The 22,931-nt window shown below is 70.7% G+C and carries 22 protein-coding genes and 1 pseudogene; 14 read left to right on the forward strand and 9 right to left on the reverse strand.

Going from position 1 to position 22,931, the window contains the following annotated elements; genetic code table 11:
• Window positions 1-10 precede the first annotated feature (10 nt).
• The 6 genes from kdgD to ACZ60M_RS21215 all read left to right on the forward strand — a co-directional run bounded on the left by kdgD (window position 11) and on the right by ACZ60M_RS21215 (window position 6,682).
• Window positions 11-928, forward strand: a complete 918-nt coding sequence (gene kdgD / locus ACZ60M_RS21190; RefSeq protein ID WP_465420556.1) for a 5-dehydro-4-deoxyglucarate dehydratase — start codon at window positions 11-13, stop codon at window positions 926-928.
• A 59-nt stretch (window positions 929-987) separates the two neighbouring features.
• Complete coding sequence (locus tag ACZ60M_RS21195; protein WP_465420557.1) at window positions 988-2,286, forward strand: enolase C-terminal domain-like protein; 1,299 nt, start codon at window positions 988-990, stop codon at window positions 2,284-2,286.
• 37 nt (window positions 2,287-2,323) lie between these two features.
• Window positions 2,324-3,322, forward strand: coding sequence for a Bug family tripartite tricarboxylate transporter substrate binding protein (locus tag ACZ60M_RS21200; RefSeq protein WP_465420558.1), 999 nt, complete (start codon window positions 2,324-2,326; stop codon window positions 3,320-3,322).
• Between the two features lie 14 nt (window positions 3,323-3,336).
• Window positions 3,337-3,837, forward strand: a complete 501-nt coding sequence (locus tag ACZ60M_RS21205) for a tripartite tricarboxylate transporter TctB family protein (protein WP_465420560.1) — start codon at window positions 3,337-3,339, stop codon at window positions 3,835-3,837.
• A gap of 24 nt (window positions 3,838-3,861) precedes the next feature.
• On the forward strand, window positions 3,862-5,379 hold the full coding sequence (locus ACZ60M_RS21210) for a tripartite tricarboxylate transporter permease (protein ID WP_465420561.1): 1,518 nt from the start codon (window positions 3,862-3,864) through the stop codon (window positions 5,377-5,379).
• Between the two features lie 259 nt (window positions 5,380-5,638).
• Window positions 5,639-6,682, forward strand: coding sequence for an NAD(P)-dependent alcohol dehydrogenase (locus ACZ60M_RS21215; protein ID WP_465420563.1), 1,044 nt, complete (start codon window positions 5,639-5,641; stop codon window positions 6,680-6,682).
• Window positions 6,683-6,730: 48 nt separating this feature from the next.
• On the opposite strand, the gene ACZ60M_RS21220 is transcribed toward ACZ60M_RS21215, so the two are convergent.
• Both ACZ60M_RS21220 and ACZ60M_RS21225 read right to left on the reverse strand, forming a co-directional pair.
• A complete protein-coding gene (locus ACZ60M_RS21220; RefSeq protein WP_465420564.1) occupies window positions 6,731-7,609 on the reverse strand; it encodes a helix-turn-helix transcriptional regulator in 879 nt (292 codons plus the stop codon).
• A complete protein-coding gene (locus ACZ60M_RS21225) occupies window positions 7,606-8,370 on the reverse strand; it encodes a GbsR/MarR family transcriptional regulator (protein WP_465420566.1) in 765 nt (254 codons plus the stop codon). Before ACZ60M_RS21225 ends, ACZ60M_RS21220 begins: the two co-directional genes overlap by 4 nt.
• A 150-nt stretch (window positions 8,371-8,520) precedes the next feature.
• On the opposite strand from ACZ60M_RS21225, the gene ACZ60M_RS21230 reads away from it, so the two are divergent.
• On the forward strand, window positions 8,521-9,699 hold the full coding sequence (locus tag ACZ60M_RS21230; protein ID WP_465420567.1) for a cytochrome P450: 1,179 nt from the start codon (window positions 8,521-8,523) through the stop codon (window positions 9,697-9,699).
• 5 nt (window positions 9,700-9,704) lie between these two features.
• Window positions 9,705-10,511: pseudogene (locus ACZ60M_RS21235) on the forward strand (oxidoreductase); the annotation flags it as partial.
• A 6-nt stretch (window positions 10,512-10,517) separates the two neighbouring features.
• Here the strand turns inward: ACZ60M_RS21235 and ACZ60M_RS21240 are convergent.
• The 3 genes from ACZ60M_RS21240 to ACZ60M_RS21250 are packed head-to-tail and all read right to left on the reverse strand — an operon-like array spanning window position 10,518 to window position 13,614.
• A complete protein-coding gene (locus tag ACZ60M_RS21240) occupies window positions 10,518-11,561 on the reverse strand; it encodes a type III polyketide synthase (protein ID WP_465420569.1) in 1,044 nt (347 codons plus the stop codon).
• On the reverse strand, window positions 11,555-12,742 hold the full coding sequence (locus ACZ60M_RS21245) for an acyl-CoA dehydrogenase family protein (protein WP_465420571.1): 1,188 nt from the start codon (window positions 12,740-12,742) through the stop codon (window positions 11,555-11,557). Before ACZ60M_RS21245 ends, ACZ60M_RS21240 begins: the two co-directional genes overlap by 7 nt.
• 47 nt (window positions 12,743-12,789) lie before the next feature.
• Window positions 12,790-13,614, reverse strand: a complete 825-nt coding sequence (locus ACZ60M_RS21250; RefSeq protein WP_465420573.1) for a UbiA family prenyltransferase — start codon at window positions 13,612-13,614, stop codon at window positions 12,790-12,792.
• Window positions 13,615-13,639: 25 nt separating this feature from the next.
• On the opposite strand from ACZ60M_RS21250, the gene ACZ60M_RS21255 reads away from it, so the two are divergent.
• From ACZ60M_RS21255 to ACZ60M_RS21270, 4 genes are all read left to right on the forward strand, one after another.
• Complete coding sequence (locus tag ACZ60M_RS21255) at window positions 13,640-14,350, forward strand: methyltransferase domain-containing protein (protein WP_465420575.1); 711 nt, start codon at window positions 13,640-13,642, stop codon at window positions 14,348-14,350.
• A gap of 137 nt (window positions 14,351-14,487) precedes the next feature.
• Window positions 14,488-16,158 (forward strand): extracellular solute-binding protein, encoded by a 1,671-nt coding sequence (locus ACZ60M_RS21260; RefSeq protein WP_465420577.1) that lies wholly within the window; start codon window positions 14,488-14,490, stop codon window positions 16,156-16,158.
• Window positions 16,159-16,163: 5 nt separating this feature from the next.
• Window positions 16,164-17,132: an ABC transporter permease gene (locus ACZ60M_RS21265; protein WP_465420594.1), complete on the forward strand. Its 969-nt coding sequence runs from the start codon at window positions 16,164-16,166 to the stop codon at window positions 17,130-17,132.
• Complete coding sequence (locus tag ACZ60M_RS21270) at window positions 17,129-18,019, forward strand: carbohydrate ABC transporter permease (RefSeq protein WP_465420579.1); 891 nt, start codon at window positions 17,129-17,131, stop codon at window positions 18,017-18,019. The genes ACZ60M_RS21265 and ACZ60M_RS21270 overlap by 4 nt, the downstream gene beginning before the upstream one ends.
• Before the next feature lie 18 nt (window positions 18,020-18,037).
• Here ACZ60M_RS21270 and ACZ60M_RS21275 read toward each other — a convergent pair whose 3' ends face one another.
• From ACZ60M_RS21275 to ACZ60M_RS21290, 4 genes are all read right to left on the reverse strand, one after another.
• Window positions 18,038-18,439, reverse strand: a complete 402-nt coding sequence (locus ACZ60M_RS21275; RefSeq protein WP_465420581.1) for an arsenate reductase ArsC — start codon at window positions 18,437-18,439, stop codon at window positions 18,038-18,040.
• Window positions 18,432-19,493, reverse strand: a complete 1,062-nt coding sequence (arsB, locus tag ACZ60M_RS21280; protein WP_465420583.1) for an ACR3 family arsenite efflux transporter — start codon at window positions 19,491-19,493, stop codon at window positions 18,432-18,434. The genes ACZ60M_RS21275 and arsB overlap by 8 nt, the downstream gene beginning before the upstream one ends.
• A complete protein-coding gene (locus tag ACZ60M_RS21285) occupies window positions 19,490-19,855 on the reverse strand; it encodes an ArsR/SmtB family transcription factor (protein ID WP_465420584.1) in 366 nt (121 codons plus the stop codon). The genes arsB and ACZ60M_RS21285 overlap by 4 nt, the downstream gene beginning before the upstream one ends.
• A gap of 90 nt (window positions 19,856-19,945) precedes the next feature.
• Window positions 19,946-20,578, reverse strand: coding sequence for a GTP cyclohydrolase II (locus ACZ60M_RS21290; RefSeq protein WP_465420586.1), 633 nt, complete (start codon window positions 20,576-20,578; stop codon window positions 19,946-19,948).
• Window positions 20,579-20,670: 92 nt separating this feature from the next.
• Between ACZ60M_RS21290 and ACZ60M_RS21295 the strand changes: the two genes are divergently transcribed.
• Together ACZ60M_RS21295 and ACZ60M_RS21300 are read left to right on the forward strand one after the other, a co-directional pair.
• A complete protein-coding gene (locus tag ACZ60M_RS21295; RefSeq protein WP_465420588.1) occupies window positions 20,671-21,150 on the forward strand; it encodes a MarR family winged helix-turn-helix transcriptional regulator in 480 nt (159 codons plus the stop codon).
• A 157-nt stretch (window positions 21,151-21,307) separates the two neighbouring features.
• Window positions 21,308-22,822 carry an alpha/beta fold hydrolase gene (locus ACZ60M_RS21300; protein ID WP_465420590.1) on the forward strand — a complete coding sequence of 505 codons (1,515 nt, stop codon included), beginning with the start codon at window positions 21,308-21,310 and terminating at the stop codon, window positions 22,820-22,822.
• The last annotated feature ends 109 nt before the right edge of the window (window positions 22,823-22,931 follow it).

A 22,931-nucleotide genomic window follows, 5' to 3' on the forward strand; every position in this document is an offset into this window, starting at 1 on the left:
ACTGCCGCATATGTCGCGATACACCCCCGCAGAGATCCAGCGTGCGCTGGGCGAGGGCCTGCTGTCCTTCCCCGTGACCCACTTCCAGAAGGACCTCTCCTTCGACGAGACCGGGTACCGGAAGCACTTGGGGCACTTGGCGTCCTTCCCTGCGGCGGGGCTGTTCGCAGCGGGCGGCACGGGCGAGTTCTTCTCGCTCACGCCCGAGGAGGTCGGCCGGGTCGTGCGCGTCGCGGTCGACGAGGCCGCCGGCGCCGTCCCGATCATCGCCCCGGCCGGGCAGGGCACCGCCCAGGCGGTCGCGTTCGCGAAGGACGCCGAGGCCGCCGGGGCCGACGCGGTGCTCCTGTTCCCGCCGTACCTGACCGAGGTCGGGCAGGACGGCCTCGCCGCGCACGTCCGCGCGGTGTGCGAGGCGACCTCGCTGGGCGTCATCGTCTACCACCGGTCCAACGCCGAGTACGGCGTCGCCACCATCGAGCGGCTCGCGGCCGAGTGCCCGAACCTGGTGGGGTTCAAGGACGGCGTGGGCGACATCGAGTTCATGACGCGCCTGTACGCGACCCTCGGCGAGCGGCTGCTGTACATCGGCGGGCTGCCCACGGCCGAGACCTTCGCGCTTCCCTACATTCAGCTCGGCGTCACCACGTATTCCTCGGCCATCTTCAACTTCGTGCCAGAGTTCGCGATCGAGTTCTACAACGCGGTCCGGGCCGGGGACCGCGACGGGGTGTACCGGCGGCTGCGCGAGTTCGTGCTGCCGTACCTCGACATCCGCAACGCCGGCAAGGGGTACGCGGTGTCGATCGTCAAGGCGGGCATGACGGCCGTGGGCCGCACGGCCGGGCCCGTGCGCCCGCCGCTCCACGACCTCGGCGAGGGCGAACTCGCCGCACTCAAGCGCCTCATCGAGCAGTCGGCCTCATGACCCGACTCGAACCGGCCGCTGGCCCAGCGGAACAGGCGACCACCCCGACAGTGACCGCAATGCGGGTCGTGCCCGTCGCCGGGCAGGACTCCATGCTGCTCAACCTCTCAGGTGCGCACGCGCCGTACTTCACGCGCAACCTCGTGATCCTCACCGACGAGTCCGGGAACACCGGCGTGGGCGAAGTGCCCGGCGGCGAGGCCATCGCGCAGACGCTCCGGGACGCCGCCGATCTCGTACTGGGGTCGTCGATCGGCGCGTACCGGACGGTCCTCGAAGCGGTGCGACACCGCTTCGCCGACCGCGACGCGGCCGGGCGTGGACGCCAGACGTTCGACCAGAGGGTCACCGTCCACGTCCGGACCGCGCTCGAAGCGGCCCTGCTCGACCTGCTCGGCAAGCACCTCGGCGTGCCCGTGGCGGAACTGCTCGGCGACGGGCCGCAGCGCGAGAGCGTCCCGGTCCTGGGGTACCTGTTCTTCGTCGGCGACAAGGGCCGCACCGATCTGCCGTACCGCGACGGGTCTACTGAGGACGACGCGTGGCTGCGGCTGCGCGACGAGGCCGCGATGACCCCTGAAGGCGTTGTGGCCCTTGCCGAGGCCGCAGAGGCGCGCTACGGGTTCCGGGACTTCAAGCTCAAGGGCGGCGTGCTGCCCGGCCGCGAGGAGGCCGCGGCCGTCAGGGCGCTCGCCGAGCGGTTCCCGGACGCGCGGATCACCTTGGACCCCAACGGCGCGTGGTCGCTCAGCGAAGCGATCGAGCTGTGCCGCGACCTCGACGGCGTGCTCGCGTACGCCGAGGACCCGTGCGGCGCCGAGAACGGCTACTCCGGGCGCGAAGTGCTCGCGGAGTTCAAGCGCGCCACCGGCATGCGCACGGCGACGAACATGATCGCGTGCGACTGGCGGGAGTTCGCGCACGCCGTGCGCACCGACGCCGTCGACATCCCGCTGGCCGACCCGCACTTCTGGACCATGGCCGGCTCGGTGCGCGTCGCCCAGGCTTGCGAGGCCTTCGGCCTCACGTGGGGCTCCCACTCCAACAACCACTTCGACGTCTCGCTGGCGATGTTCACCCATGTCGCCGCCGCCGCGCCCGGCCGGATCACCGCGATCGACACGCACTGGATCTGGCAGGACGGGCAGCGCCTCACCGCCAATCCACCGCGCATCGTGGACGGTGCGATCGAAGTGCCGAAAACGCCGGGACTCGGCGTCGATGTCGATGAGGCCCAAGTGGATGCAGCTCATGAGCAGTATTCGAGAAACGGGCTGGGCGCGCGCGACGACGCGGCCGCTATGCAATACCTTGTCCCCGGATGGAACTTCAACCCGAAACGCCCATCGCTGGGATGAATTCGTGGCTATTCGATCACTAAGAGGAGCAGACACAATGCAACACCCCCTCCCCCGACGCGGACTGCTCGCCGGTCTCGCCGCGGTGCCCTCGCTCGCCGCCCTCGCGGCCTGCCAGGTGCAGGGCGGCGCTGACGACACTGCGGCGGACTTCCCGACCCGCGCGGTCGACTTCTGGGTCCCCTTCGACGCCGGGGGCTCCGGCGACCTCATCAGCCGCGCGGTCGCCAAGGCCGCCGAAGAGCCGCTGGGCCAGTCCCTGCCGGTCACCAACAAGCCCGGCGCCAACGGCGCCGTCGGCCTCAAAGAACTACTGGCGGGCAAGGCGGACGGGTACACGATCTCCCTCGCCGTCAAGTCGCTGTTCGCCATCGGCCCGCTCGTCGTCGACGACCCTGACGCGGTCACCATCGACCAGCTGCGCATCATCACCACCCTCACGAACGAGGGCTACGTGCTCGTCGTCCACGCCGACTCTCCCTATCAGACCCTCGACGACCTGCTCAAGGCCGACGCGGTGAACTACGGGACCACCGGCGTGGGCACCGGCTCGCAGCTCTCGGCGGGCCTGCTGTTCGGCCTCGCCGGAGTCGCCGCCACCGACGTCCCCTTCGACGGCGGCGGCCCCACCGTCACCGCCCTGCTGGGCCAGGACATCGACGCGGCCTCGCTCTCGCTCGCGGAGACCATGCCGCACATCGAAGCCGGCGACATGCGGCCGCTGTGCGTGTTCTCCGAGGAGCGCAGCGTCTACCTCAACGACGTGCCGACCGCGCTGGAGGCGGGCCACAACATCCTCGTCGACCAGCGCCGGTTCATCGTCGTCCCCGCCGACACCCCCGACGACGTCGTGGGCGTGCTGACGCTGGCGTTCGAGGAGGCCCGCGAGGGCGGCGAGTACGGCCAGTTCCTCCAGGACAACTTCATGGAGCGCTGGGAGGTCGACGGCATCGAGGCGGAACTGCACCTGGCCGAGGCCACCGAGCAGTTCGCCGCGCAGATCGCCGACTCCGGCGTCGAACTCGGCAGCGCGTAATGGGTGAGGCGGTCATGGCCGATACCGAACCCGTTGCGGCCCAAGAGGAAGAGCCGGAAGGGCCGCGCGCCGGCGGCCGCGTCCAGTCGGTCGTCGCGGGCGCCGTGCCCGTGGCGCTCGGCGCCGTCGCGGCCTGGTTGAGCTTCGGACTGAACGTCGGGAGCCTCACCGATCCGGGCCCCGGGCTCTGGCCGCTGATCGTGGCCTGCCTGCTCGTGGCGTCCGGGATCGGGATCATCGCCGTGACCGCCAAGTCCCGCAGGGACACCGAGGCGTTCACGCGCGGGACGGTCGCGGTGCTCGCCGCCGCGGGCGGCCTGGCCGTGTACGCCTCGCTGTACGAGATCGTGGGCTTCGAGGTGCCGACCGTGCTGCTGCTGTTCGCGTGGCTGAAGTTCCTCAGCCGCGAGTCGTGGCTCATGAGCGCAGGTCTAGCGGTGGCCGTCACTGCGGCCGCGTACGCCCTGTTCATCATCGGGCTCAACGTGCCGCTCCCCCACATCATCGTCTTCTAGTCCGTCCCCACTGGAGTACTCAACGTGGACTTCTCCTCAGTGCTCTCCGGGTTCACGGTGGCGTTCGAGTGGCAGAACATTCTCTTCTGCCTGCTCGGCGTCACCGTGGGGATGCTCATCGGCGTGCTGCCGGGCCTCGGCCCGGCCGCGACGATCGCGATCCTGCTGCCCGTCACCTACAACCTGGAACCCACGGCGGCCGTCATCATGCTCGCCGGGATCTTCTACGGCGCGCAATACGGCGGCACCATCACCTCGGTGCTGCTGAAGCTGCCCGGTGAAGCATCCACAGTGGTCACCGCGCTCGACGGGCACGCGCTCGCGCGGCGCGGCGAGGCCGGTCCCGCGCTCGGGATCGCCGCGATCGCCTCCTTCATCGGCGGCACCGCGTCGATCATCCTGCTCTCGTTCATCGCCCCGGCCCTGGCGGGCGTGGCGCTGGCGTTCGGCCCGGCCGAGTACACCGTCCTGGCGCTCATCGGGATCTTCCTGGTCGGCACGCTCGGGAACGGCTCGGTCATCAAGAGCGCCGCCGCCGCGGCGGCCGGGCTCCTGCTGGCCACGGTCGGCCTCGACCCGCTCCTGGGCACGCCCCGGTTCACGTTCGGCACCGACCAGCTCGCCGACGGCATCGACTTCACGATCGTCGCCATGGGGCTCTTCGGGGTCGGCGAGATCCTGTACAACCTGGAGCACCGCAACCGGCCGCAGACCGCAGTGCCTTCGTTCGGGCGGGCGATCCCCAGCCGCCTGCACTGGCTCAAGTCGCGGATGGCGATCCTGCGCGGCTCGGTCACCGGGTTCGTCCTCGGCATCCTGCCGGGCGGCGGCGCGACGATGGCCTCGCTCGTGGCGTACGCGGTCGAGAAGCGCAGCGCGAAGGACCCGTCGCGGTTCGGCAAGGGCGCCGTCGAAGGCGTCGCCGGGCCGGAGTCGGCGAACAACGCGGCCGCGACCTCGTCGTTCATCCCGCTGCTGACGCTGGGCATCCCCGCGAACGCGACCATGGCGGTGCTGTTCGGCGCGCTTATGCTGCAGGGCATCACGCCGGGCCCGGCGCTCATGACCGACCACCCCGACGTGTTCTGGGGCGTCGTCAACTCGATGTACCTGGGCAACATCCTGCTGCTGGTCCTGAGCATCCCGCTCATCGGCCTGTTCGTGCGGATGCTGAAGGTGCGCCCGGGCATCCTGGCGCCGATCACCGTGGTGATCACGATGATCGGCACCTACTCGATCCGCAACAACGCCTTCGACATGCTGCTCGTGATCGGCCTGGGCCTGCTCGGCTACGGGATGCGCAAGCTCGGGTTCGAGCCGGGGCCGTTCGTCCTCGCGTTCGTGCTCGGCTCGCTCCTGGAGGCCTCGTTCCGCCGCTCCATGCGGATCTTCGGCGGCGACGTGAGCGAGTTCGTGCAGCGCCCGGTCTCCGGGACGCTCGTGGCGATCCTCGTGCTCACCGTCGTGATCGTGCCGCTCCTGCGCAAGGTCCGCACCCGCCAGACGGCGGTCGCGGAAGACGCCGGCGTCAAAGCCGACTAACGCTTTTCCTCTGGGGTCGAAGGGGCCGAAGGCGCATGCGCCTTCGGCCCCTTCGCTTTGCTAGAGAAGGCGGTGAGCAGGACCGCTACCGCCAGAGGGGCCCTGCTGTTCCCCCGCTGGCGCGCCCCGGTGAAGACCCGGTCATTGGCGGTTCCCCGAAACGGAGCGAGGATTCGGGTGGGCCGGAAACATGCGCGCATCGCAATCTGATGACTACGCTCACCCGTGACCCGCAACCGCCGAACGATCTGGAGCAACCGTGCTGACCGCCAACGCCTGGGCCGCGCCTTCCGCGACCGAACCGCTCGTCAAGACCACCGTCGAACGCCGCGACCTCGGCCCGCGCGACGTGCTCATCGAGATCAAGTACGCCGGGATCTGCCACTCCGACATCCACACCGTGCGCGGCGACTGGGGCCCGCAGCAGTACCCGCTCACCGTGGGCCACGAGATCGTCGGCATCGTCACCGAGGTCGGCGCCGAAGTCACCAAGCACGCCGTCGGCGACCGCGCCGGGATCGGCTGCCTCGTAGGCTCGTGCCGCGAATGCGTCCAGTGCCTCCAGGGCAACGAGCAGTACTGCCTCAAGGGCATGGTCGGCACCTACGGGTCGGTCGACGCCGACGGCACCATCACCCAGGGCGGCTACTCCACTCACATCGTCGTCGACGAGCACTTCGCGCTGCGCGTCCCCGAGGGCATCCCCTTCGAGGCCGCCGCGCCGCTGCTGTGCGCCGGGATCACCACGTACTCGCCGCTGCGCCACTGGAACGCGGGCCCCGGCAAGAAGGTCGCCATCGTCGGCCTCGGCGGGCTCGGCCACATGGGCGTCAAGTTCGCCCACGCACTCGGCGCCGAGGTCACGGTGCTCTCCCAGTCGCTCAAGAAGCAGGAGGACGGCCTCCGCCTGGGCGCCGACCACTACTTCGCGACCGGTGACCCGGCCACGTTCGAGACTCTCGCCGGCAGCTTCGACCTCATCATCAACACCGTCTCCGCGAAGATCGACATCGACGCGCACCTGCGACTCCTCGCGGTCGACGGCGCCCTCGTGAACGTCGGCGCTCCCGGCGAGCCGCTGCCCGTCGGCGTGTTCAACCTGCTCATGGGCCGCAAGACCTTCGCCGGTTCGGCAATCGGCGGCATCCCCGAGACCCAGGAGATGCTCGACTTCTGCGCCGAGCACGGCATCGCCTCCGAGGTCGAGGTCATCTCGGCCGACCAGATCAACGAGGCCTACGAGCGCGTGCTCGCCTCCGACGTGCGGTACCGCTTCGTCATCGACGTCGACACCATGAAGTAGCGCAAGCGAAGAGGAAAGCCGGGACGCGAGCGTCCCGGCTTTCGCCGTTCACACGGCCTCTACCGAATCCTCTACAGGGGACGCCATGTCGAGGAGCGCCAGCGCGTCGTCCCCGCCGCTGCCGGGCTCGGCGTAGTACACGACCATGCGCATCCCGGTCCCTCCGGCCAGCTCGAAACCCTGGTAGCCCAGGGTGATGTCGCCGATGAGCGGGTGGTGGAAGGACTTGCGGCCGGTCGTGTGGCCGCGCACTTCGTAACGGTCCCAGAGCTTCGCGAACGCCGGGCTCTTCACCGACAGCTCCCCCACGAGGCTCTGCAGGTCCGGCGCGTCCGGCTCCGTCCCCGCCAGCGCCCGCAGGCTCGCCACGCACCCGCGCACCTGGTTCTCCCAGTCGGCGATCGCGACCTGCGCGTTCGGGTGCAGGAACATGTAGCGGGCGACGTTCTGCTTGGTCGCGGGCCATTCCTCGATCCCCGGGAGCAGGCGCAGCCCGCCCGGGTTGGAGGCGAGCACGTCCATGCTGCGGCTCATCACGTACGCGGGGTTGGGGCGGAGGCGCTCGAGGATCTGCGCGATCCCGGGAGGCAGGGTGCGGCTCGGGGCCTTCGGGGTGTCGGCGGAGCGGCGGGCGGCGCTGGCGGCGAGGTCGCGCAGGTGCTCGTGCTCGGCGCCGTCGAGTCTGAGGGCGCGGGCGAGGGCCTCGACGACCTGCGGGCTCGGGCGGGTCTCCTTGCCGCGTTCGAGGCGCGTGTAGTAGTCGATGCTGACGCCCGCGAGGGTGGCGAGCTCTTCGCGGCGCAGGCCGGGGGTGCGGCGGATGCCGGGGCCGGTGGCGAGGCCGACCTCGGCCGGGGTGATCCCTTCGCGGCGGGCGCGCAGGAACCTGCCTAGTGCGGAGGCGGCGGGCGGCTGCGGTGTCGTCATGCCTCCAGTGTTCCACCGCCGCGACCTGGGCCGCCGCTCGTTGAGGGGCCGCGTTGCACCCCGGGAGGCGCGTCGGTCCCGGCGACGGTCTGGCGCCAGTGCTCGGCGGCTTCGGCCATGTCCCGGCGCAGGTATTCGAAGAAGCGGCTGGTGTCGCGCAGGCGGGCCCCGGCGGGCGTGGCGTCGCCGAAGAGGTCGGCGCCCTGCCCGGTGAGCTCGGCCCACGTGTCCATCCCGGCGATGCTGGCCCGCCAGGCGTGGTACCAGGACTGCGGGTCGAGCCGGTAGCGCAGGTGGCGGCCTTCGCGTTCGCGCGTGACGAAGCCGCGTCCGGTGAGCCAGGCGGCGGCTTTGGAGACCGACGCGGGGCTCACGTGGAGGGCGACGACGAGCTCGGCGGCGGTGCGTCCTCCGGAGTCGGTGGTGTACAGGCAGGTCAGGACCCTGGCGGCCATTGCGGGGACGCCGGTGCCGATCATCATCCGCGTGAACCGCTCCTCGAACTCGTGGAGGGCCGGGGCGTCTTCGGCCGTGTCGGGCCCGGCCGTCGGGTAGGGCTTGCGGCGGCGGGCTCTCCAGCGGGAGGCCTGCTCGGCGCGGTCGGCGCGGTAGCGGCGGTCGCCGCCGTTGCGGGCGACCTCGCGGCTGACGGTGGAGGCGGGGCGGCCGAGGCCGCGCGCGATCGCGGCGTGGCTGAGGCCCCGCGCGACGCCTGCGGCGATCCGCTCGCGTTCCTCGAAGGTCAGGCGCCCTCCGGGCATGGAGTCCTCCCCCTGTGCGTTCAGCTGCAGTGTCGTTGCAAAGAATCAAAGCCGGTGACCTGGAACAACAGTTCTTTCTTCTTGCTGCACTGCGAAATCCGAACCTAGCATTCGGCGCATAGGAACCGGAACCGACGCAAGGAGCAGGCCATGTTCCCGACCATGCCGACCACCCGCGAAGCCTCACGTCCGTTCGACCCGCCCGAAGGGCTCGCGGCGCTGCGCGAGGCCGCGCCGCTGTCGCGCCTGAGCTACCCCGACGGCCACACCGGGTGGATCGCCACCGGGCACGCGGTCGTGCGTGCCGTCCTCGGCGACGCGCGGTTCAGCGCCCGGACCGAGCTGCAGCACATGCCGATCCCGGGCGGGACGCTCGGGCAGCCGCCCGCGCCGGGCATGTTCATCGCGATGGACGCGCCCGAGCACTCCCGGTACCGGCGGCTGCTCACCGGCCAGTTCACGGTGCGGCGCATGCGGCTGCTGGCCGAACGCGTCGGCGAGATCGCCGACGAGCACCTGGACGCGATGGAGCGGCACGGCGGCCCGATCGACCTCGTGGCGGCCCTCGCCGAGCCGATCCCGGCGCAGATGATCTGCGAGCTGCTCGGCGTCCCGTACGCGGAGCGGGCCCGCTTCCAGGAGCAGGCGCTGTCGATGTCGCGGCTCGACGCGACGCCCGAGGAGCTGGGGGCGGCGTTCGCGGCGATCCTCGGCTTCCTCGCGGAACTGGTGGCGGCCAAGCGGTCCGAGCCGACCGACGACCTGCTCGGCGGGTTGGCCGCCAGCGAGCTCACCGACGAGGAGCTGGTCAACATCAGCTTCATGCTGCTCGCCGCCGGGCTCGACACGACCTCGAACATGCTGGCCACGGGCGTCTACGCGCTCCTGACCCACCCCGTGCAGCTCGCGGCGCTCCGCGCGGACCCGGGCCTGGCCGACCGCGCGGTGGAGGAGCTGTTCCGCTATCTCAGCGTCGTCCCGTTCCTGGTGCGCACGGCCCTCGAAGACGTTGTGCTGGAAGGCGAGACGATCAGGGCCGGGGAGACCGTGACGCTGTCGCTGCCCGCCGCGAACCGCGACCCGGTGAAGTTCGCCGAGCCTGACGTGCTCGACCTCCTGCGTTCCGCGACCGGCCACATGGGGCTCGGCCACGGCATCCACCAGTGCCTCGGACAGCAGCTCGCCCGCGTCGAACTGCAGGTCGCCATCCCGGCGCTGTTCGCGCGCTTCCCCGGCCTGCGCCTCGCCGTACCGCCCGAGGACATCGCGATGCGCACCGACATGGTCGTCTACGGCGTGCACTCGCTGCCCGTCGCCTGGAAGGAGTGACCGTCATGGACACGAAGGTCTGCCTCGTCACCGGGGCCTCGGCCGGGATCGGCCGCGCGACCGCGCTCGACCTGGCCGGCGCCGGGCATGTCGTCTACGGGGCCGCGCGGCGCGTGCACAAGATGCGCGACCTGGTCGCGGCGGGCGGCCGCGCGCTCGCGATGGACGCGCGGGACGGCGAGCAGCTCGACCGCGCCGTCGCCGCCGTCATCGAAGAGCAGGGGCGCATCGACGTCCTGGTCAACAACGCGGGCACCGTGGTCCACGGCTCCATAGAGGAGGTACCGCTGGCCGAGGCCCGCGACCAGTTCGAGGTCAACGTCATCGCCCCGGCCCGGCTCGTGCAGCTCGTGCTGCCCCACATGCGAAAGCAGGGCTCGGGCACGATCGTGAACGTCTCCTCGGTCGGCGGCGTGATCACCCTCCCGCTCGGGGCCTGGTACTACGCGTCGAAGCACGCCCTGGAGGCGTTCTCGGACACGCTGCGCATGGAGGTCGACCAGTTCGGGATCGACGTCGTCGTGGTCCAGCCCGGCATCATCGAGACCGGGTTCGAGGACCAGACCGCCGTGCAGCTGCGCGCCCACTCCGGCGCCGGGCCGTACCGGGTGATGGCCGAAGGCATGGCGCGCAGGGCGGAAGAGGGCCTGGGCGAGGACGCCTCCGACCCCGGCGTCGTCGCCGACACGGTGCGCGCGGCCGTCGAGGCCGAGGTCCCGCTCACGCGCTACGCGGTCGGGCACCTCGCCGACAAGCTCCTCGAGCTCCACCGCGACCTGCCCGACCGCGAATGGGACGCCCTCGCGACCCGCACCGCTTTAATCCCCGGGTTCGAGGAGGGCCGCGTAGAGGGTGAGGCCGGGGCCGAAGGCCAGGGCCACGACCGGGCCGTCCGGTGGACCGGCGGCCAGGATCTCATCCAGGACGAGGAGGACCGTGGCCGAGGAGCAGTTGCCGTGCTCCGCAAGCACATTGCGGGACCAGGAGAGTGCGGCCGGGTCGAGGCCGAGGCTTTCCTCGACGGCGTCGAGGATGCGCGGGCCGCCGGGGTGGACGGCCCAGGCCGCCACGTCTTTCACATCATGGCCGTGGCGGCCGAGGAGGTCCTTGACGAGCGGGCCGACGTGTTCGGCGAGCGCGTCGGGGACCTCCGGCGAGAGGCCCATGCGGAAGCCGAGATCGGTGATGTCCCAGGTCATCTGGTGGCGGCGGGCGGTGTCGGTGCGCGAGTCGACATCGACGACGCGCAGGCCGGGCGCGGCGTCGGGGCGCAGGACGACCGCGGCGGCGGCGTCGGCGAAGAGCGCGTGCGAGACCATCTGCTCGGGGTCGATCGTGGCGGGCTGCAGATGCAGTGACGTGAGTTCGAGGCAGAGCAGCACGGCCGGGCGGCCGCGGGCCGCGACGTAGTCGGCGGCGGTCGCCATCCCGGGGAGCGCGGCGTGGCAGCCGGTGTGTCCGATGAGGAGCCTGCGGGCGTCGGCGGGGAGCGGGAGCAGCCGCGCGAGTTCGATGTCGAGGCCGGGCGTGCGGTAGCCGGTGCAGGTGACGACGGTCAGGAGCCCGATCTCGTCGGGCCCGGTTCCGGCTGCGGCGAGCGCGTTCCGGACCGCTTCGAGTCCGAGCGGCGGCGCGGTCTCGCCGTAGCGGGCCATGCGTTCGGCGGTGGTCCACTCGGCGACGGCCTTGAACTCGGCCGGGTCGGTCGCGGAGTGGCGGGCGCGCACGTCGGAGGCGGTGAAGATGCGCTGGGCGACGCGGCTGCGGGAGAAGTGCCAGCGGAACACGTCCTCCCACAACTGCTCCTGGGTGTAGGCGGGCGGCAGGCCCGCGCCGATACCGGCGATGCGCGCGGTCACCATCGCGGGACCTCCGCGTCGTGCTCGGGGTCCTCGCCGAGCGCGGCGGTGCCGAGCCAGTCGGCGCACACGTCCGAAGTGGCCGGTTGGAGCGCGCCGCAGCGGGCGTCGCGGTAGAGCCGTTCGAGGGGGTGGCCGCGCCGGGACGCGGAGGCCCCGGCCGCTTCGAGCAGCGAGGAGGGGACCTGGACGGCGGTGTCCCCGGCGGTGAGCTTCGCGCGCCAGACCCACTCGTTTGTGGCGGGATCGCCTGGGGCGCGGTCGATCCGGGCGGCGGCCTCGGCGACGACGAGTTCGGCGGCGGCAACCGCGTTGTCGGCGCGGCCGAGCCTGGCCCGCGCGGCGGGGAGGCGGCCGAGACCGCGGGCCCGGAGGTGTTCGGCGGCGGCGTCCACGGCGGCGCGCGCGACGCCCGCATAGACGGCGGAGTAGGAGGCGACGAGCCACTGCGGCATGGCCTCGGCGATCATGAGCGTGAGGCCTTCGACGCCGCCGAGGAGGGCGCCCGGGTCCACTTCGACGTCGAAGTGGACATCGTGGCTTCCGGTGGCGCGCATGCCGAGTGCGTCCCAGGTCTCTTCGACGCGGATGCCGTCCCCGGCGGGGACGAGGAAGTAGGACACCTGCGGGTCCTCGGCGTCGGCTTTGCGGGCGGTCACGAGGTAGGCGTCCACGTGCCCGGCGCCGGAGCAGAAGGCCTTGCTGCCGGTGATGCGGTAGCCCGAGCCGGTGCGGCGGTACTCGGTCTTGGTCAGCGAGAGCCGCGAGCCGGTGCCGCGCTCGCTCATCGCGACGCCGTAGAGGGCGCCGCCCGCGGCGGCTTCGAGGGCCTTGTCGCGGGCTTCGAACGAGCTCTTCGGGGCGCCGAGGAGGCGCATGAGGTCGTCCGGGGTCTGCGCGAGCGCGCCGGTGACGGAGGCGTGCATGTTGAACACGAGGGCCGTGGAGCCCGCGCCGCGCGCGAGGGCGGCGGCCACGCGGGAGTACTCGCCGAACGAGGCGCCGAACCCGCCGAGCCGCTCGGGCACCATGAGGCCGTACAGGCCCGCCGCCTGCAGGTCGGCGAAGTCCGACTTCGGGAACCTGCCGCGCTCGTCGTGGGCGCCCGCGCGTGCCGCGAGGCCGGGCGCGAGTTCGCGGGCCAGCGCGAGGGCGCGTGCGCCGGGGCTCTCTGCTGCAGTCATGGGCATCAGTGTCCTCGGAACGCCGGGCCCGATCAACCCTCACGCGCTCAAGTCGCCGATATTCCAATATGGAGGAGCAGGGCGACGTCGATGAGGGCCACGAGCATGACGGCGCGGAACGCCGCCCGGGAGCGGGGGCGGTTGTCGAGGACGAAGCCGACGACGAGGATGCCCACCGCGGCCGGGACGGTGGCGAGCGCGAGCGGCGAGGGCGTGCCTTCCGGCCCGAAGACCAGGAGCGCCGAGGTGGCCAGGACGAGGGCGGCGGTCGCGAAGCGGCTCGCCTTGGGGCCGAGGCGGTGCGGGAGGCCGTGTACGCCGGTGGCGGCGTCGTCGGCGAGGTCGGGCAGCACGTTGACGAAATGGGCGGCCGAGCCGAGGGTCGCGGCGGCGGCGATGAGCCACGGCGGCGGGAACGGATCGCCGTTCGAGAGGAACACGGGCAGCAGTCCGAAGGAGAACGCGAACGGCGCCACTGAGAACGCGGTGGCTTTGAGTCCGAGGTCGTAGGCCCAGGCCGAGGCGAGGGCGGCGAGGTGCGCGGCGGCGGCGAGCGGGGCCGAGAAGAGCGTCAGGGCGATGGCGGCGGCGGCCGAGACGATGAACGCGGTCCGTACGGCCGCTGGCCGGATCTCCTTGGCGGCCAGGGGTTTGTCGGTGCGGCCGACCCGGGCGTCGCGGGGCGCGTCGACGAGGTCGTTGAGCCAGCCGACGGAGAGCTGCCCGGCGAAGACGGCCGCCGTCGCGAGCACGGCCGAGAGGACCGGGCGGTGGGAGCCGGTCGCCAGTCCCGCTGCGACGGCCGTGACCGCGACGGCGGGCAGCGGGTGGGAGGTCACCACCAGCGCGCGGCTCGCCGTCAACTGCTTCACGGCGCCAGTGTGCCACCCTGGCGGCATGAGCGGAAGCCCCGAAACACCGAACGACCCGGCCCTCTACGACCGGCTGGTGGACGAGTGGTGGCGGCCGCGGGGCGTGTTCGCGATGCTCCACTGGCTCGCGGCGGCACGGGCCGAGCTCGTTCCGGCCGCGCCGCGCGAAGGCGCGGTCCTGGTCGACCTCGGCTGCGGCGCGGGTCTGCTCGCGCCGCACCTGGAAGGCAAGGGGTACAGGCACATCGGCGTGGACCTCTCGCACGATTCACTGAAGCTCGCCGCCGCGCACGGGGTCCTCGCGATCCGGGGCTCGGTGCTCGCCGTACCCCTGCCGGACACCTGCGCGGACGTGGTCGTGGCGGGCGAGATCCTGGAGCACGTGCCGGACCTCCCCCGCGCGGTCGCGGAGGCGTGCCGGCTCCTCCGCCCGGGCGGGCTCCTGGTGATCGACACGCTCGCAGCGACCGCCCTCTGCCGCTTCCTCGCGATCGACCTGGCCGAACGCCTCCCGCGCATCGCCACTCGCGGCGTCCACGACCCCGCCCTCCTGGTCGACCGCAAGACCCTCGTCAACGAATGCGCGAAACACGGTGTGCCCCTGGAACTCCGCGGCATCCGCCCCGCACTGGCCGACTTCGCCCTGTGGCTCCTCCACCGCCGATCCGCAGTTCGCATGGTCCCCGTGGCATCGACCGCGGTCCTCTTCCAGGCCCGCGGCCGCAAACACCGCTGACCCCGGCCGTGGGCTGGACATACGTTGCCAATGGGAGGGGTGTTGCGTACGTCTCATCGAAGCAGTTATATTTGTTTGGTCATACCTTTAAAGCAAAGGCCCCCGGCAGCCTGCATCCCCCAACGAAAGGCATCGCCATGGGCGACACCTCAAGCAACGTCCCCGCGTTCCGAATCCAGCGCCGCGGTCTCTTCCAGGCGGGCGCGGCGGGCGCGGTCGCCGCCTCCCTCGCCGGATGCGCGGCCCTCGACGAAGGACCCGAGGGCACGGCGGCGGGATCGGACGAACTCGCCGACCTGCTCCCCACGTACACGCCGTACGACGGCGGCGTCGAGCCCGACCTGCCCGGCCAGCCCGACGGCACCGTCTCCCCCGGCTACCTCTCGCGCCCCGAAGCACCGGTCCAGGCCGTCACCGAGGCGCCCATGACCACCGGCGAGGAGATCACCGCGATCACTCCCCTGTGGAACCCGGCCCCGCCCGGCCTGCCCGACAACTCCTACTTCACCGCCGTCAACGAAGCCCTCGGCGGCACGGTCGTCTTCAACATCGCCGACGGCAACAACTACCTCGACAAGATCACCACGACCCTCGCCAGCGGCGACGTCCCGGACATGTTCCAGATCCCCGGCTGGGAGATCATCAAGCTCTCCGACTTCAGCGAGGCCGCGAACGAGCTGTTCGCCGACCTCTCCCCTTACGTCGCCGGAGACAAGGGCGCCGACTACCCGCTGCTCGCCTCCTACCCCACGGCCGCCTGGGCCATGGGCGTCTTCGGCGGCACCCTCCTCGGCGTCCCCTGGGAGCGGGCGCCCTACACGAACACCATGTTCGCGCGCCAGGACATCCTCGACGAGCTGGGCCTGGAGCACCCCCGCAACCTCGAAGAGCTGCTGGCCATCGCCGAAGAGGTCAACGACCCGTCCAAGAACCGCTGGGCGTTCGCCAGCCTCGACCAGACCGTCCAGGAGGCCATGGGCGTCCCCACCCTCTGGAAGGTCGAGGACGGCAAGCTGGTGCACAAGTTCGAGACCGAGGCCTTCGCCGCCGCGATCGAGTTCACCCGCACCGTGTTCGACAAGGGCCTCGTGCACCCCGACTACGTCGCCGACCGCCTCACCAACTCCAAGGAGATCATCGGCTCCGGCCAAGCGGTGTTCTATGAGGACGGCCTCGGCGCCTGGCACGAGATGCTCGGCACCTACAAGACCGTCGAGGGCTTCGACCTCCAGGCCGTGAACCCCATGGCCCGCGAAGCCGGAGGCACGCCCACCATCTGGCGCGACGACCCGGCCGGCATGTTCACCTTCATTCGCAAAGACCTCTCCGAGGACCGGATCAAGGAGTGCCTGCGCGTCGCCAACTGGTGCTCAGCCCCCTACGGCACCAAGGAATGGGACCTCGTCTGGGACGGCGTCGAAGGCGTCCACTTCACCGTCGACGCCGAAGGCGTGCCCCAGCGCACCGACCTCGGCCAGGCCGAAGTCGCCAACACCTACCTGTTCCTCTCCGGCCGCGCCAACGCGAACTTCAAGTTCCAGTACCCCGGCCTGGTCGAAGCCCAGCACGCGTGGGAGACCAACGCCGCCGCGTTCCTCGACGACCACCCGTTCCAGGGCCTGCGCATCGAGATGCCCTCCGACCTCTCCGCCGAGAACGAGCCCATGACCGACGCCCACCACGAGATCTACCGCGGCCAGCGCGAGGTCGCCGACTGGACGGGCCTGGTCGAGGACTGGCGCACCAAGGTCGGCGACTCGGCCCGCGAGTACTACACCAAGGTCGCAGAGGACAACGACCGCCTGTGAGCGCCTTGGCAACTGAAGCCCGCCCGACCGCGGACGCCCCGAAACGCAGGGCGAAGCCGAAGACGCACTGGCGGGAGCGGCTGCGCCGCGACTGGCCGCTGCTGCTCATGGCCGCGCCGATGATGCTGCTGGTGTGGGGGTTCTGGTGGATTCCCGCGCTGGGCAACGTGATCGCGTTCCAGGACTACAAGCCGTTCACCGGCGGGATCTTCGAGTCGCGCCTGGTCGGGTTCACGCACTTCCAGCTGCTGTTCGGCGACCCCGAGTTCCTGCGGGCCGTGGTGAACACGCTGTCGATCACCGCGTTCCAGCTGGTGTTCTACTTCCCGGTGCCGATCGCGCTGGCGCTGCTCATGCACTCGATCGCGTCCGGTCGGCTCCGCGCGATGCTGCAGAGCGTGGTGTACCTGCCGTACTTCTTCTCGTGGGTGCTCGTCGTCGCGATCTTCCAGCAGATGCTCGGCGGGGCGGGGCTGCTCTCGCAGGTGCTGCGCGCCAACGGGTTCGAGGGCGTGGACTGGATGACCGATCCGGACACGTTCATCCTGCTGGTCACGTCGCAGGCGATCTGGAAGGAGGCCGGGTTCGGAGCGATCATCTTCCTCGCGGCGCTGGCCGCGATCGACCCGAACCAGTACGAGGCGGCGGCCGTGGACGGGGCCGGGCGCTGGCGCAGGCTCTGGCACATCACGCTGCCGGGCATCCGGCCGGTGATCGTGCTGCTGCTGATCCTGCGGCTGGGCGACGCGCTGAACGTCGGGTTCGAGCAGTTCTTCCTGCAGCGCAGCGCTGTGGGGTCGCAGGCCTCGGAGGTCTTCGACACGTTCGTCTACTACAGCGGCATCCGCACCGGCGACTTCGACTACGGGGCCGCGGCGGGGCTGTTCAAGGGCGTGGTCGGGCTCGTACTGATCCTGGCCGCCAACAGGTTCGCCCACTTGCTGGGCGAGCGGGGGGTGTATTCGAAGTCATGAGTTCTCCGAAGCGTCCCGCTTGGGAAGAGCAGCCGACCGCCGCCGGGCTGGCCGCCAAGGGCGCGAGCATCGTGGTGATCGCGCTGCTGATCCTGTTCCCGCTGTATGCGATCGCCTTGACGAGCCTGTCGAGCGGCGAGACCGTGAACCGCGTGGGCGGGCTGGTGATCTGGCCGGGCGACGGGATCACGTTCAGCGCGTACGAGCAGATGTTCCGCAACCCGGTGGTGCTGCGGTCCCTTGTGGTCTCACTGGGGATCACGGCGGTCGGGACGGTCATCAGCGTGGTCGTCTCGGTCCTCGGCGCGTACTCGCTGTCGCGGCCGGGATCGTTCGGGCACAAGACGATCCTGTTCTCGGTGCTGCTGATGTTCGTGATCTTCCCGGGCCTCATCCCCGTGTACCTGTGGGTCAGTGCGATCGGGCTGCGCGACAACTACCTGGCGGTCATCCTGCCGATGGCGGTGTCCGCGTTCAACGTCGTGGTGCTGCGGGCGTTCTTCATGAGCATCCCGCAGGAGCTGTTCGACTCGGCGCGGATCGACGGCGCCGGGGAGTTCCGGGTGCTGTGGCAGATCGTGGCGCCGCTGTCGAAGGCGGTGATCGCCGTGGTCACGCTGTTCTACGCGGTCGCGTACTGGAACAACTGGTTCAACGCGTTCCTGTACCTGGACGACACCGCGAAGTGGCCGCTCGCGCTGGTGCTGCGCACGTACGTGGTGGAGTCGGCGCCGCTCCCGCAGGCCTCGGGCCTGCAGGACGCGCCGCCGACGCTGGCGGTGAAGATGGCGATCGTGATGATCGCGATCGTCCCGGCGCTGGTCATCTACCCGTTCGTGCAGAAGCACTTCAAGAAGGGCGTCATCATCGGCGCCGTCAAGGGCTAGGGGGTGCTGGCGCACCCCCTAGGGCAGCAGCTCCTTGATCAGGCCTTCGACGCGGGCCCTGATCTCGTCGCGGATGGCCCGGACGGGCGCGATGCCCTGCCCGGCCGGGTCGTCCAGCGTCCAGTCGAGGTAGCGCTTCCCGGGGAAGACGGGGCAGACGTCGCCGCAGCCCATGGTGATGCACACGTCGGAGGCCTCGACGGCGTCGACGGTGAGGACCTTCGGGCGCTGCGCGGCGATGTCGATGCCGACCTCCCGCATGGCCTCGACGGCGACCGGGTTGACGCTCTCGGCGGGGGCGGACCCGGCGGATCGGACCTCGATGCGGCCCTCCGAGAGGTGGGCGAGCCACCCGGCGGCCATCTGGGAGCGCCCGGCGTTGTGGACGCAGACGAAGAGCACGGACGGCTTGTCAGACATTGGCGGTGTTCCTTTGCGTTGCGGCGGTGAAGAAGCGGCGGGCCCACAGGCTGACGTAGACGAGGCCGACGAGCACGGGGACCTCGATGAGCGGGCCGACCACCCCGGCCAGGGCCTGGCCGGAGGCGGCACCGAACGTGGCGATGGCGACCGCGATGGCGAGTTCGAAGTTGTTGCCCGCGGCGGTGAACGCGAGCGTCGTCGTGCGTTCGTAGCCCAGGCCGATGCCCCTGCCGAGGGCGAAGGACCCGGCCCACATGAGCGCGAAGTAGACGAGCAGCGGTACCGCGATCCGGGCGGCGTCAAGCGGCCTCGCAATGATCGCCTCGCCTTGCAGCGCGAAGAGGACCACGATGGTGAACAGCAGGCCGTAGAGCGCGAACGGGCCGATCCGCGGCAGGAACCGGTCCTCGTACCAGGCGCGGCCCTTGCGGCGTTCGCCGAGCGTGCGGGTCAGGTACCCGGCCGCGAGCGGCACGCCGAGGAAGACGGCGACGTTGAGCGCGATCTCCCAGCCGGAGACGTCGAGGCCGGTGGCGTCGAGGCCGAGCCAGCGCGGGAGGGCGTCGAGGTAGAACCAGCCGAGGCCGCCGAAGGCCAGAACCTGGAACACCGAGTTGAGCGCGACCAGGACGGCGGCGGCTTCGCGGTCGCCGCACGCGAGGTCGTTCCAGATGACGACCATGGCGATGCAGCGGGCGAGGCCGACGATGATGAGGCCGGTGCGGAACTCGGGCAGGTCGGGCAGGAAGACCCAGGCGAGGGCGAACATGAGCGCGGGGCCGACGAGCCAGTTGAGGACCAGCGAGGAGACGAGCAGGCGCTTGTCGCCGGTGACGGAGTCGAGCCGGTCGTAGCGGACCTTCGCCAGGACCGGGTACATCATGACGAGCAGCCCGGCCGCGATCGGCAGGGAGATCCCGCCGATCTGGACCGCGTTGAGCGCCTTACCGACGGCGGGCGCGAACTGCCCGAGGGCGATCCCGGCGAGCATGGCCGCGCCGATCCAGACGGGCAGGTACCGGTCGAGGGTCGAGAGGCGCACGGGGCTCATGCGGCGGCCGGGGCGGCGAGGAGGCCCGAGAGCAGGTCGAGGGCGGTGCGTTCGGCGCGGTAGTAGACCCAGGTGCCGCGGCGTTCGGCCGTGACGAGGCCGGTGTCCTTGAGCACTTTGAGGTGGTGGGAGATGGTGGGCGCGGTGAGGTCGAACGCGTCGGTCAGGTCGCACACGCAGACCTCGCCGCCCGCGTGGGAGGCGATGAGCGAGAGCAGCCGCAGCCGCACCGGGTCGCCGAGGGCTTTGAAGGACGGGGCGAGCCGCTCGGCCTGGTCGGCGTTGAGCGGTTCGCTCACGAGGGGCACGCGGCAGTCGTCCAGATCGCCGCGCATGGCGAGGTGAACAGGTTGCTTCGACATGCGCCTATTTTGGCAGACGTCTAATCAAGCGGCCAGTCGGGTAGCGAAAGGGCCCCGCACCGATGCGATGCGGGGCCCTTTCGGCGGTCGTCAGGCGGCGAGGCCTGCCAGAGCGATCGTGTGGCCGGTGTGCTGGACCTTGGCGCTGAGGTAGCGCACGTTGCTGTCGGTCGCGAACACGCCCGTAGGGACCGTGGCGGTCACGTCGGCGCCGAGGTCGCGGAGCTGGCGGGCCTTGTCCGGGTTGTTGGTCAGGAGCTCGAACGGGCCGGTGCCGAGCGCTTCGAGCATCTGGGCGGCGGCGGTGTAGTCGCGGCCGTCCTCGGGCAGGCCCAGGGCGGCGTTGGCCTCGTAGGTGTCGAGGCCGTCGTCCTGCAGGGCGTAGGCGTCGAGCTTGTTGTACAGGCCGATGCCGCGGCCTTCCTGCCGCAGGTAGAGGAGGACGCCGCCGCGCTCGCTGATGCGCTCGGCGGCCTCGCGCAGCTGGGGGCCGCAGTCGCAGCGGGCGGAGCCGAAGACGTCGCCGGTGAGGCACTCGGAGTGGAGCCGCACGAGCGGCGCGTCGCCGGGGGCGGGGTGGCCGAAGACCATCGCGACGTGCTCCTGGCCGTCGGCGAGGCCCTTGAAGGTGACGGCTTCGGCGGTGGTCTGGTAGCCGTCGGCGAAGGTCAGCGGGATGGTGACGCGGGTGCGGACCGCGGCGGTCGCGTGAACGTGTTCCATGTCGTCTCCGATACTCCTGGCGTTTCAAATTTGAACCGCCTCGACTAAGGTACAGTTGAGTTCAAATTTGAACAAGGAGGTAGGCTGGAGGCATGGGTCACACCAATTGGTTGAACGACGAGGAGATGCGAGCGTGGATCGCGTTCGTGTCCTCGGCGACGCTCGTGGACCGCGAGCTCGACCAGCAGCTCAAGGAGGACATGGGTCTCTCGCACCTCCAGTACCAGATCCTCATGGCCCTGAACGGCGCCGAGGCGGGCGCGATGCGCATGACCGAGCTGGCCGAGCGGCTCATCAACTCCAAGAGCGGCCTGACCTACCAGATCGGGCAGATGGAGAAGGCCGGGCTCGTCACCCGCCGCCAGTGCGAGTGGAGCAAGAGCGGGGTCCTCGCCGAGATCACCCCCGAGGGCCGCGCGACGCTCGAACGCGCCGCCCCAGGGCACGTCGAGGCCGTGCGCGAGATCCTCATCGACGTGCTCACGCCCGAGGAACGCCAAGCCCTCGCCAGCGGCCTCGGCCGGGTCCGCGACCGCATCGCCGAACGCAAGCAGGGCGGCACCTGCTGGTAGCAGCGGGGCGGGCGATCCTTAAGCGGCGCAGTTGAACGAAAGGGACAAGTCTCGGGAACCCTAGTGGACCAAGACTTTTCATAGAATCACGGGTGGAAACGAACGCCCGGCACGCGTCCGCGCGGGCCGGGTTCACTTCAGCTGGAAGGCATCCAGTATGAGACCGTCCACCCGCCATCTGACCGCCGCCGCATCGGCGGCGGTCCTCGCGATCACCCTCCTTGCGGCCGCCCCGGCGTCCGCGGGCCCCTCGCACCACGGCATCGACTGGCAGCCGTGCCCCGACGTGGACCCGGCCGAAGCAGTCGACTGCGCCCAAATCTCCGTCCCCCTCGACTACGACCGCCCCTGGGGCGAGAAGATCGAGATCGGCCTCGCCCGCAGGCAGGCCGCGAACCCGGACGAGAAGATCGGCACGATCCTCATGGACCCCGGCGGGCCCGGCGGCTCAGGCGTCGACGCCGTCAAGGGCTTCAACCCGCTCACCGGGGAGGCCGCCGAGCGCTTCGACCTCGTCGGCTTCGACCCGCGCGGCGTCAACACCAGCACGCGGGTGCTCTGCGGCGCTGAGGCACTGGACGCGGTGAACGCCGTGGGCATCCCGACCGACCAGGAGTCCTTCGAAGCGCTCGAAGCCGCCAACGCGGCCCTCACCGAGGACTGCCGCGAACGCACCGGGAAGCTCTTCGACCACGTCTCGAACCTCGAGACCGTGGAGGACATGGAGCGCATCCGCCGCGCGCTCGGCGAGGGCAAGCTCAACTTCCTCGGCTACTCGTACGGGACCCTCATGGGCCAGCAGTACGCCGAGCAGTACCCGCGCCGCGTCCGCACGATGGTCCTCGACGGGAACATGGACCACAGCCTGGAGTCCGCATGGGACTTCATGAGTACGGAGACCGAAGCGGTCGAGGAGAACTTCACCGCGTTCGCCGACTGGTGCGAGGCCGAGGCCGAGTGCGCGCTCCACGGCGAGGACGTCGAGACCGTCCACGCCGAGCTCAAGGCGCGCGCCCGCGAGGGGACGCTCACCGACCCGTACTTCGGCGAGCCGATCGACTTCTTCGTCCTCACGGAGGGCTTCACGTTCACCGCCAACTTCCCGCAGTTCTGGCCCGGCCTCGCCGCCGAGTACGAGGCGATGCTGAACGGCGAGATCCTGCCCGAACCCTCGGCGCTCCAGGAGGAAGAGGAGTTCGAGAACCTCTACTACCCGGCATGGTGCCAGGACTTCGGGTTCGCGATCGAGGACTACGCCGAGTTCGAAGACCTGCTCGGCGGGCTCGCCGAGGAGTACCCGAACGTCGAGTGGACGCCGTACAACTCGAACGCGCTCGCGTGCGTCGGCTCCGGTATCGAGCAGAGCAACGAGCGGGAGGAGCTGGACGTCGACCACGCGCCGCCGATCGTCTTCATCGGCAACGAGCACGACTTCGCGACGGTCTACGACTGGTCCCTGACCTCCTCGGAGCAGGCCGACGGGCACCTCATCACCTATGAGGGGTACTGGCACACCGTCTACGGCGGGATCTCGGAGTGCATCGACGAGTCCGTGAACGCGTACTTCGTGGACAGGACCGTCCCGGAGGAGGGCCTGAGCTGCCCGAACCTGGACTTCCCGGGGGTCGGGGCGCTCTCCGGGCCCCGGATGCCGCGCACCGGTCCCTACTAGGGCATGAATACAGCGGCGGGGGGGGGGGGGGGTGGTTGGGCGCGTTTTTCTTTCTCCCCCTTTGAGCCGCGGGAGAACCCTCCCCCCCCCCGCCCGCCCCTTGAAATCC

The sequence above is a fragment of the Glycomyces sp. NPDC050141 genome, assembly GCF_055586545.1.

What these genes read in the sequence shown, in the direction of transcription:
- ACZ60M_RS21260 (WP_465420577.1), top strand. Translation starts at nt 14,488, where the DNA reads ATGGGCGACACCTCAAGCAACGTCCCCGCGTTCCGAATCCAGCGCCGC.
- ACZ60M_RS21200 (WP_465420558.1), top strand. Translation starts at nt 2,324, where the DNA reads ATGCAACACCCCCTCCCCCGACGCGGACTGCTCGCCGGTCTCGCCGCG.
- ACZ60M_RS21275 (WP_465420581.1), bottom strand. Translation starts at nt 18,439, where the DNA reads ATGTCTGACAAGCCGTCCGTGCTCTTCGTCTGCGTCCACAACGCCGGG.
- ACZ60M_RS21230 (WP_465420567.1), top strand. Translation starts at nt 8,521, where the DNA reads ATGTTCCCGACCATGCCGACCACCCGCGAAGCCTCACGTCCGTTCGAC.
- ACZ60M_RS21245 (WP_465420571.1), bottom strand. Translation starts at nt 12,742, where the DNA reads ATGACTGCAGCAGAGAGCCCCGGCGCACGCGCCCTCGCGCTGGCCCGC.
- ACZ60M_RS21285 (WP_465420584.1), bottom strand. Translation starts at nt 19,855, where the DNA reads ATGTCGAAGCAACCTGTTCACCTCGCCATGCGCGGCGATCTGGACGAC.
- ACZ60M_RS21195 (WP_465420557.1), top strand. Translation starts at nt 988, where the DNA reads ATGCGGGTCGTGCCCGTCGCCGGGCAGGACTCCATGCTGCTCAACCTC.
- ACZ60M_RS21220 (WP_465420564.1), bottom strand. Translation starts at nt 7,609, where the DNA reads ATGACGACACCGCAGCCGCCCGCCGCCTCCGCACTAGGCAGGTTCCTG.
- ACZ60M_RS21205 (WP_465420560.1), top strand. Translation starts at nt 3,337, where the DNA reads ATGGCCGATACCGAACCCGTTGCGGCCCAAGAGGAAGAGCCGGAAGGG.
- ACZ60M_RS21295 (WP_465420588.1), top strand. Translation starts at nt 20,671, where the DNA reads ATGGGTCACACCAATTGGTTGAACGACGAGGAGATGCGAGCGTGGATC.
- ACZ60M_RS21240 (WP_465420569.1), bottom strand. Translation starts at nt 11,561, where the DNA reads ATGGTGACCGCGCGCATCGCCGGTATCGGCGCGGGCCTGCCGCCCGCC.
- ACZ60M_RS21225 (WP_465420566.1), bottom strand. Translation starts at nt 8,370, where the DNA reads ATGCCCGGAGGGCGCCTGACCTTCGAGGAACGCGAGCGGATCGCCGCA.
- arsB (WP_465420583.1), bottom strand. Translation starts at nt 19,493, where the DNA reads ATGAGCCCCGTGCGCCTCTCGACCCTCGACCGGTACCTGCCCGTCTGG.
- ACZ60M_RS21300 (WP_465420590.1), top strand. Translation starts at nt 21,308, where the DNA reads ATGAGACCGTCCACCCGCCATCTGACCGCCGCCGCATCGGCGGCGGTC.
- ACZ60M_RS21255 (WP_465420575.1), top strand. Translation starts at nt 13,640, where the DNA reads ATGAGCGGAAGCCCCGAAACACCGAACGACCCGGCCCTCTACGACCGG.
- ACZ60M_RS21270 (WP_465420579.1), top strand. Translation starts at nt 17,129, where the DNA reads ATGAGTTCTCCGAAGCGTCCCGCTTGGGAAGAGCAGCCGACCGCCGCC.
- ACZ60M_RS21290 (WP_465420586.1), bottom strand. Translation starts at nt 20,578, where the DNA reads ATGGAACACGTTCACGCGACCGCCGCGGTCCGCACCCGCGTCACCATC.
- kdgD (WP_465420556.1), top strand. Translation starts at nt 11, where the DNA reads ATGTCGCGATACACCCCCGCAGAGATCCAGCGTGCGCTGGGCGAGGGC.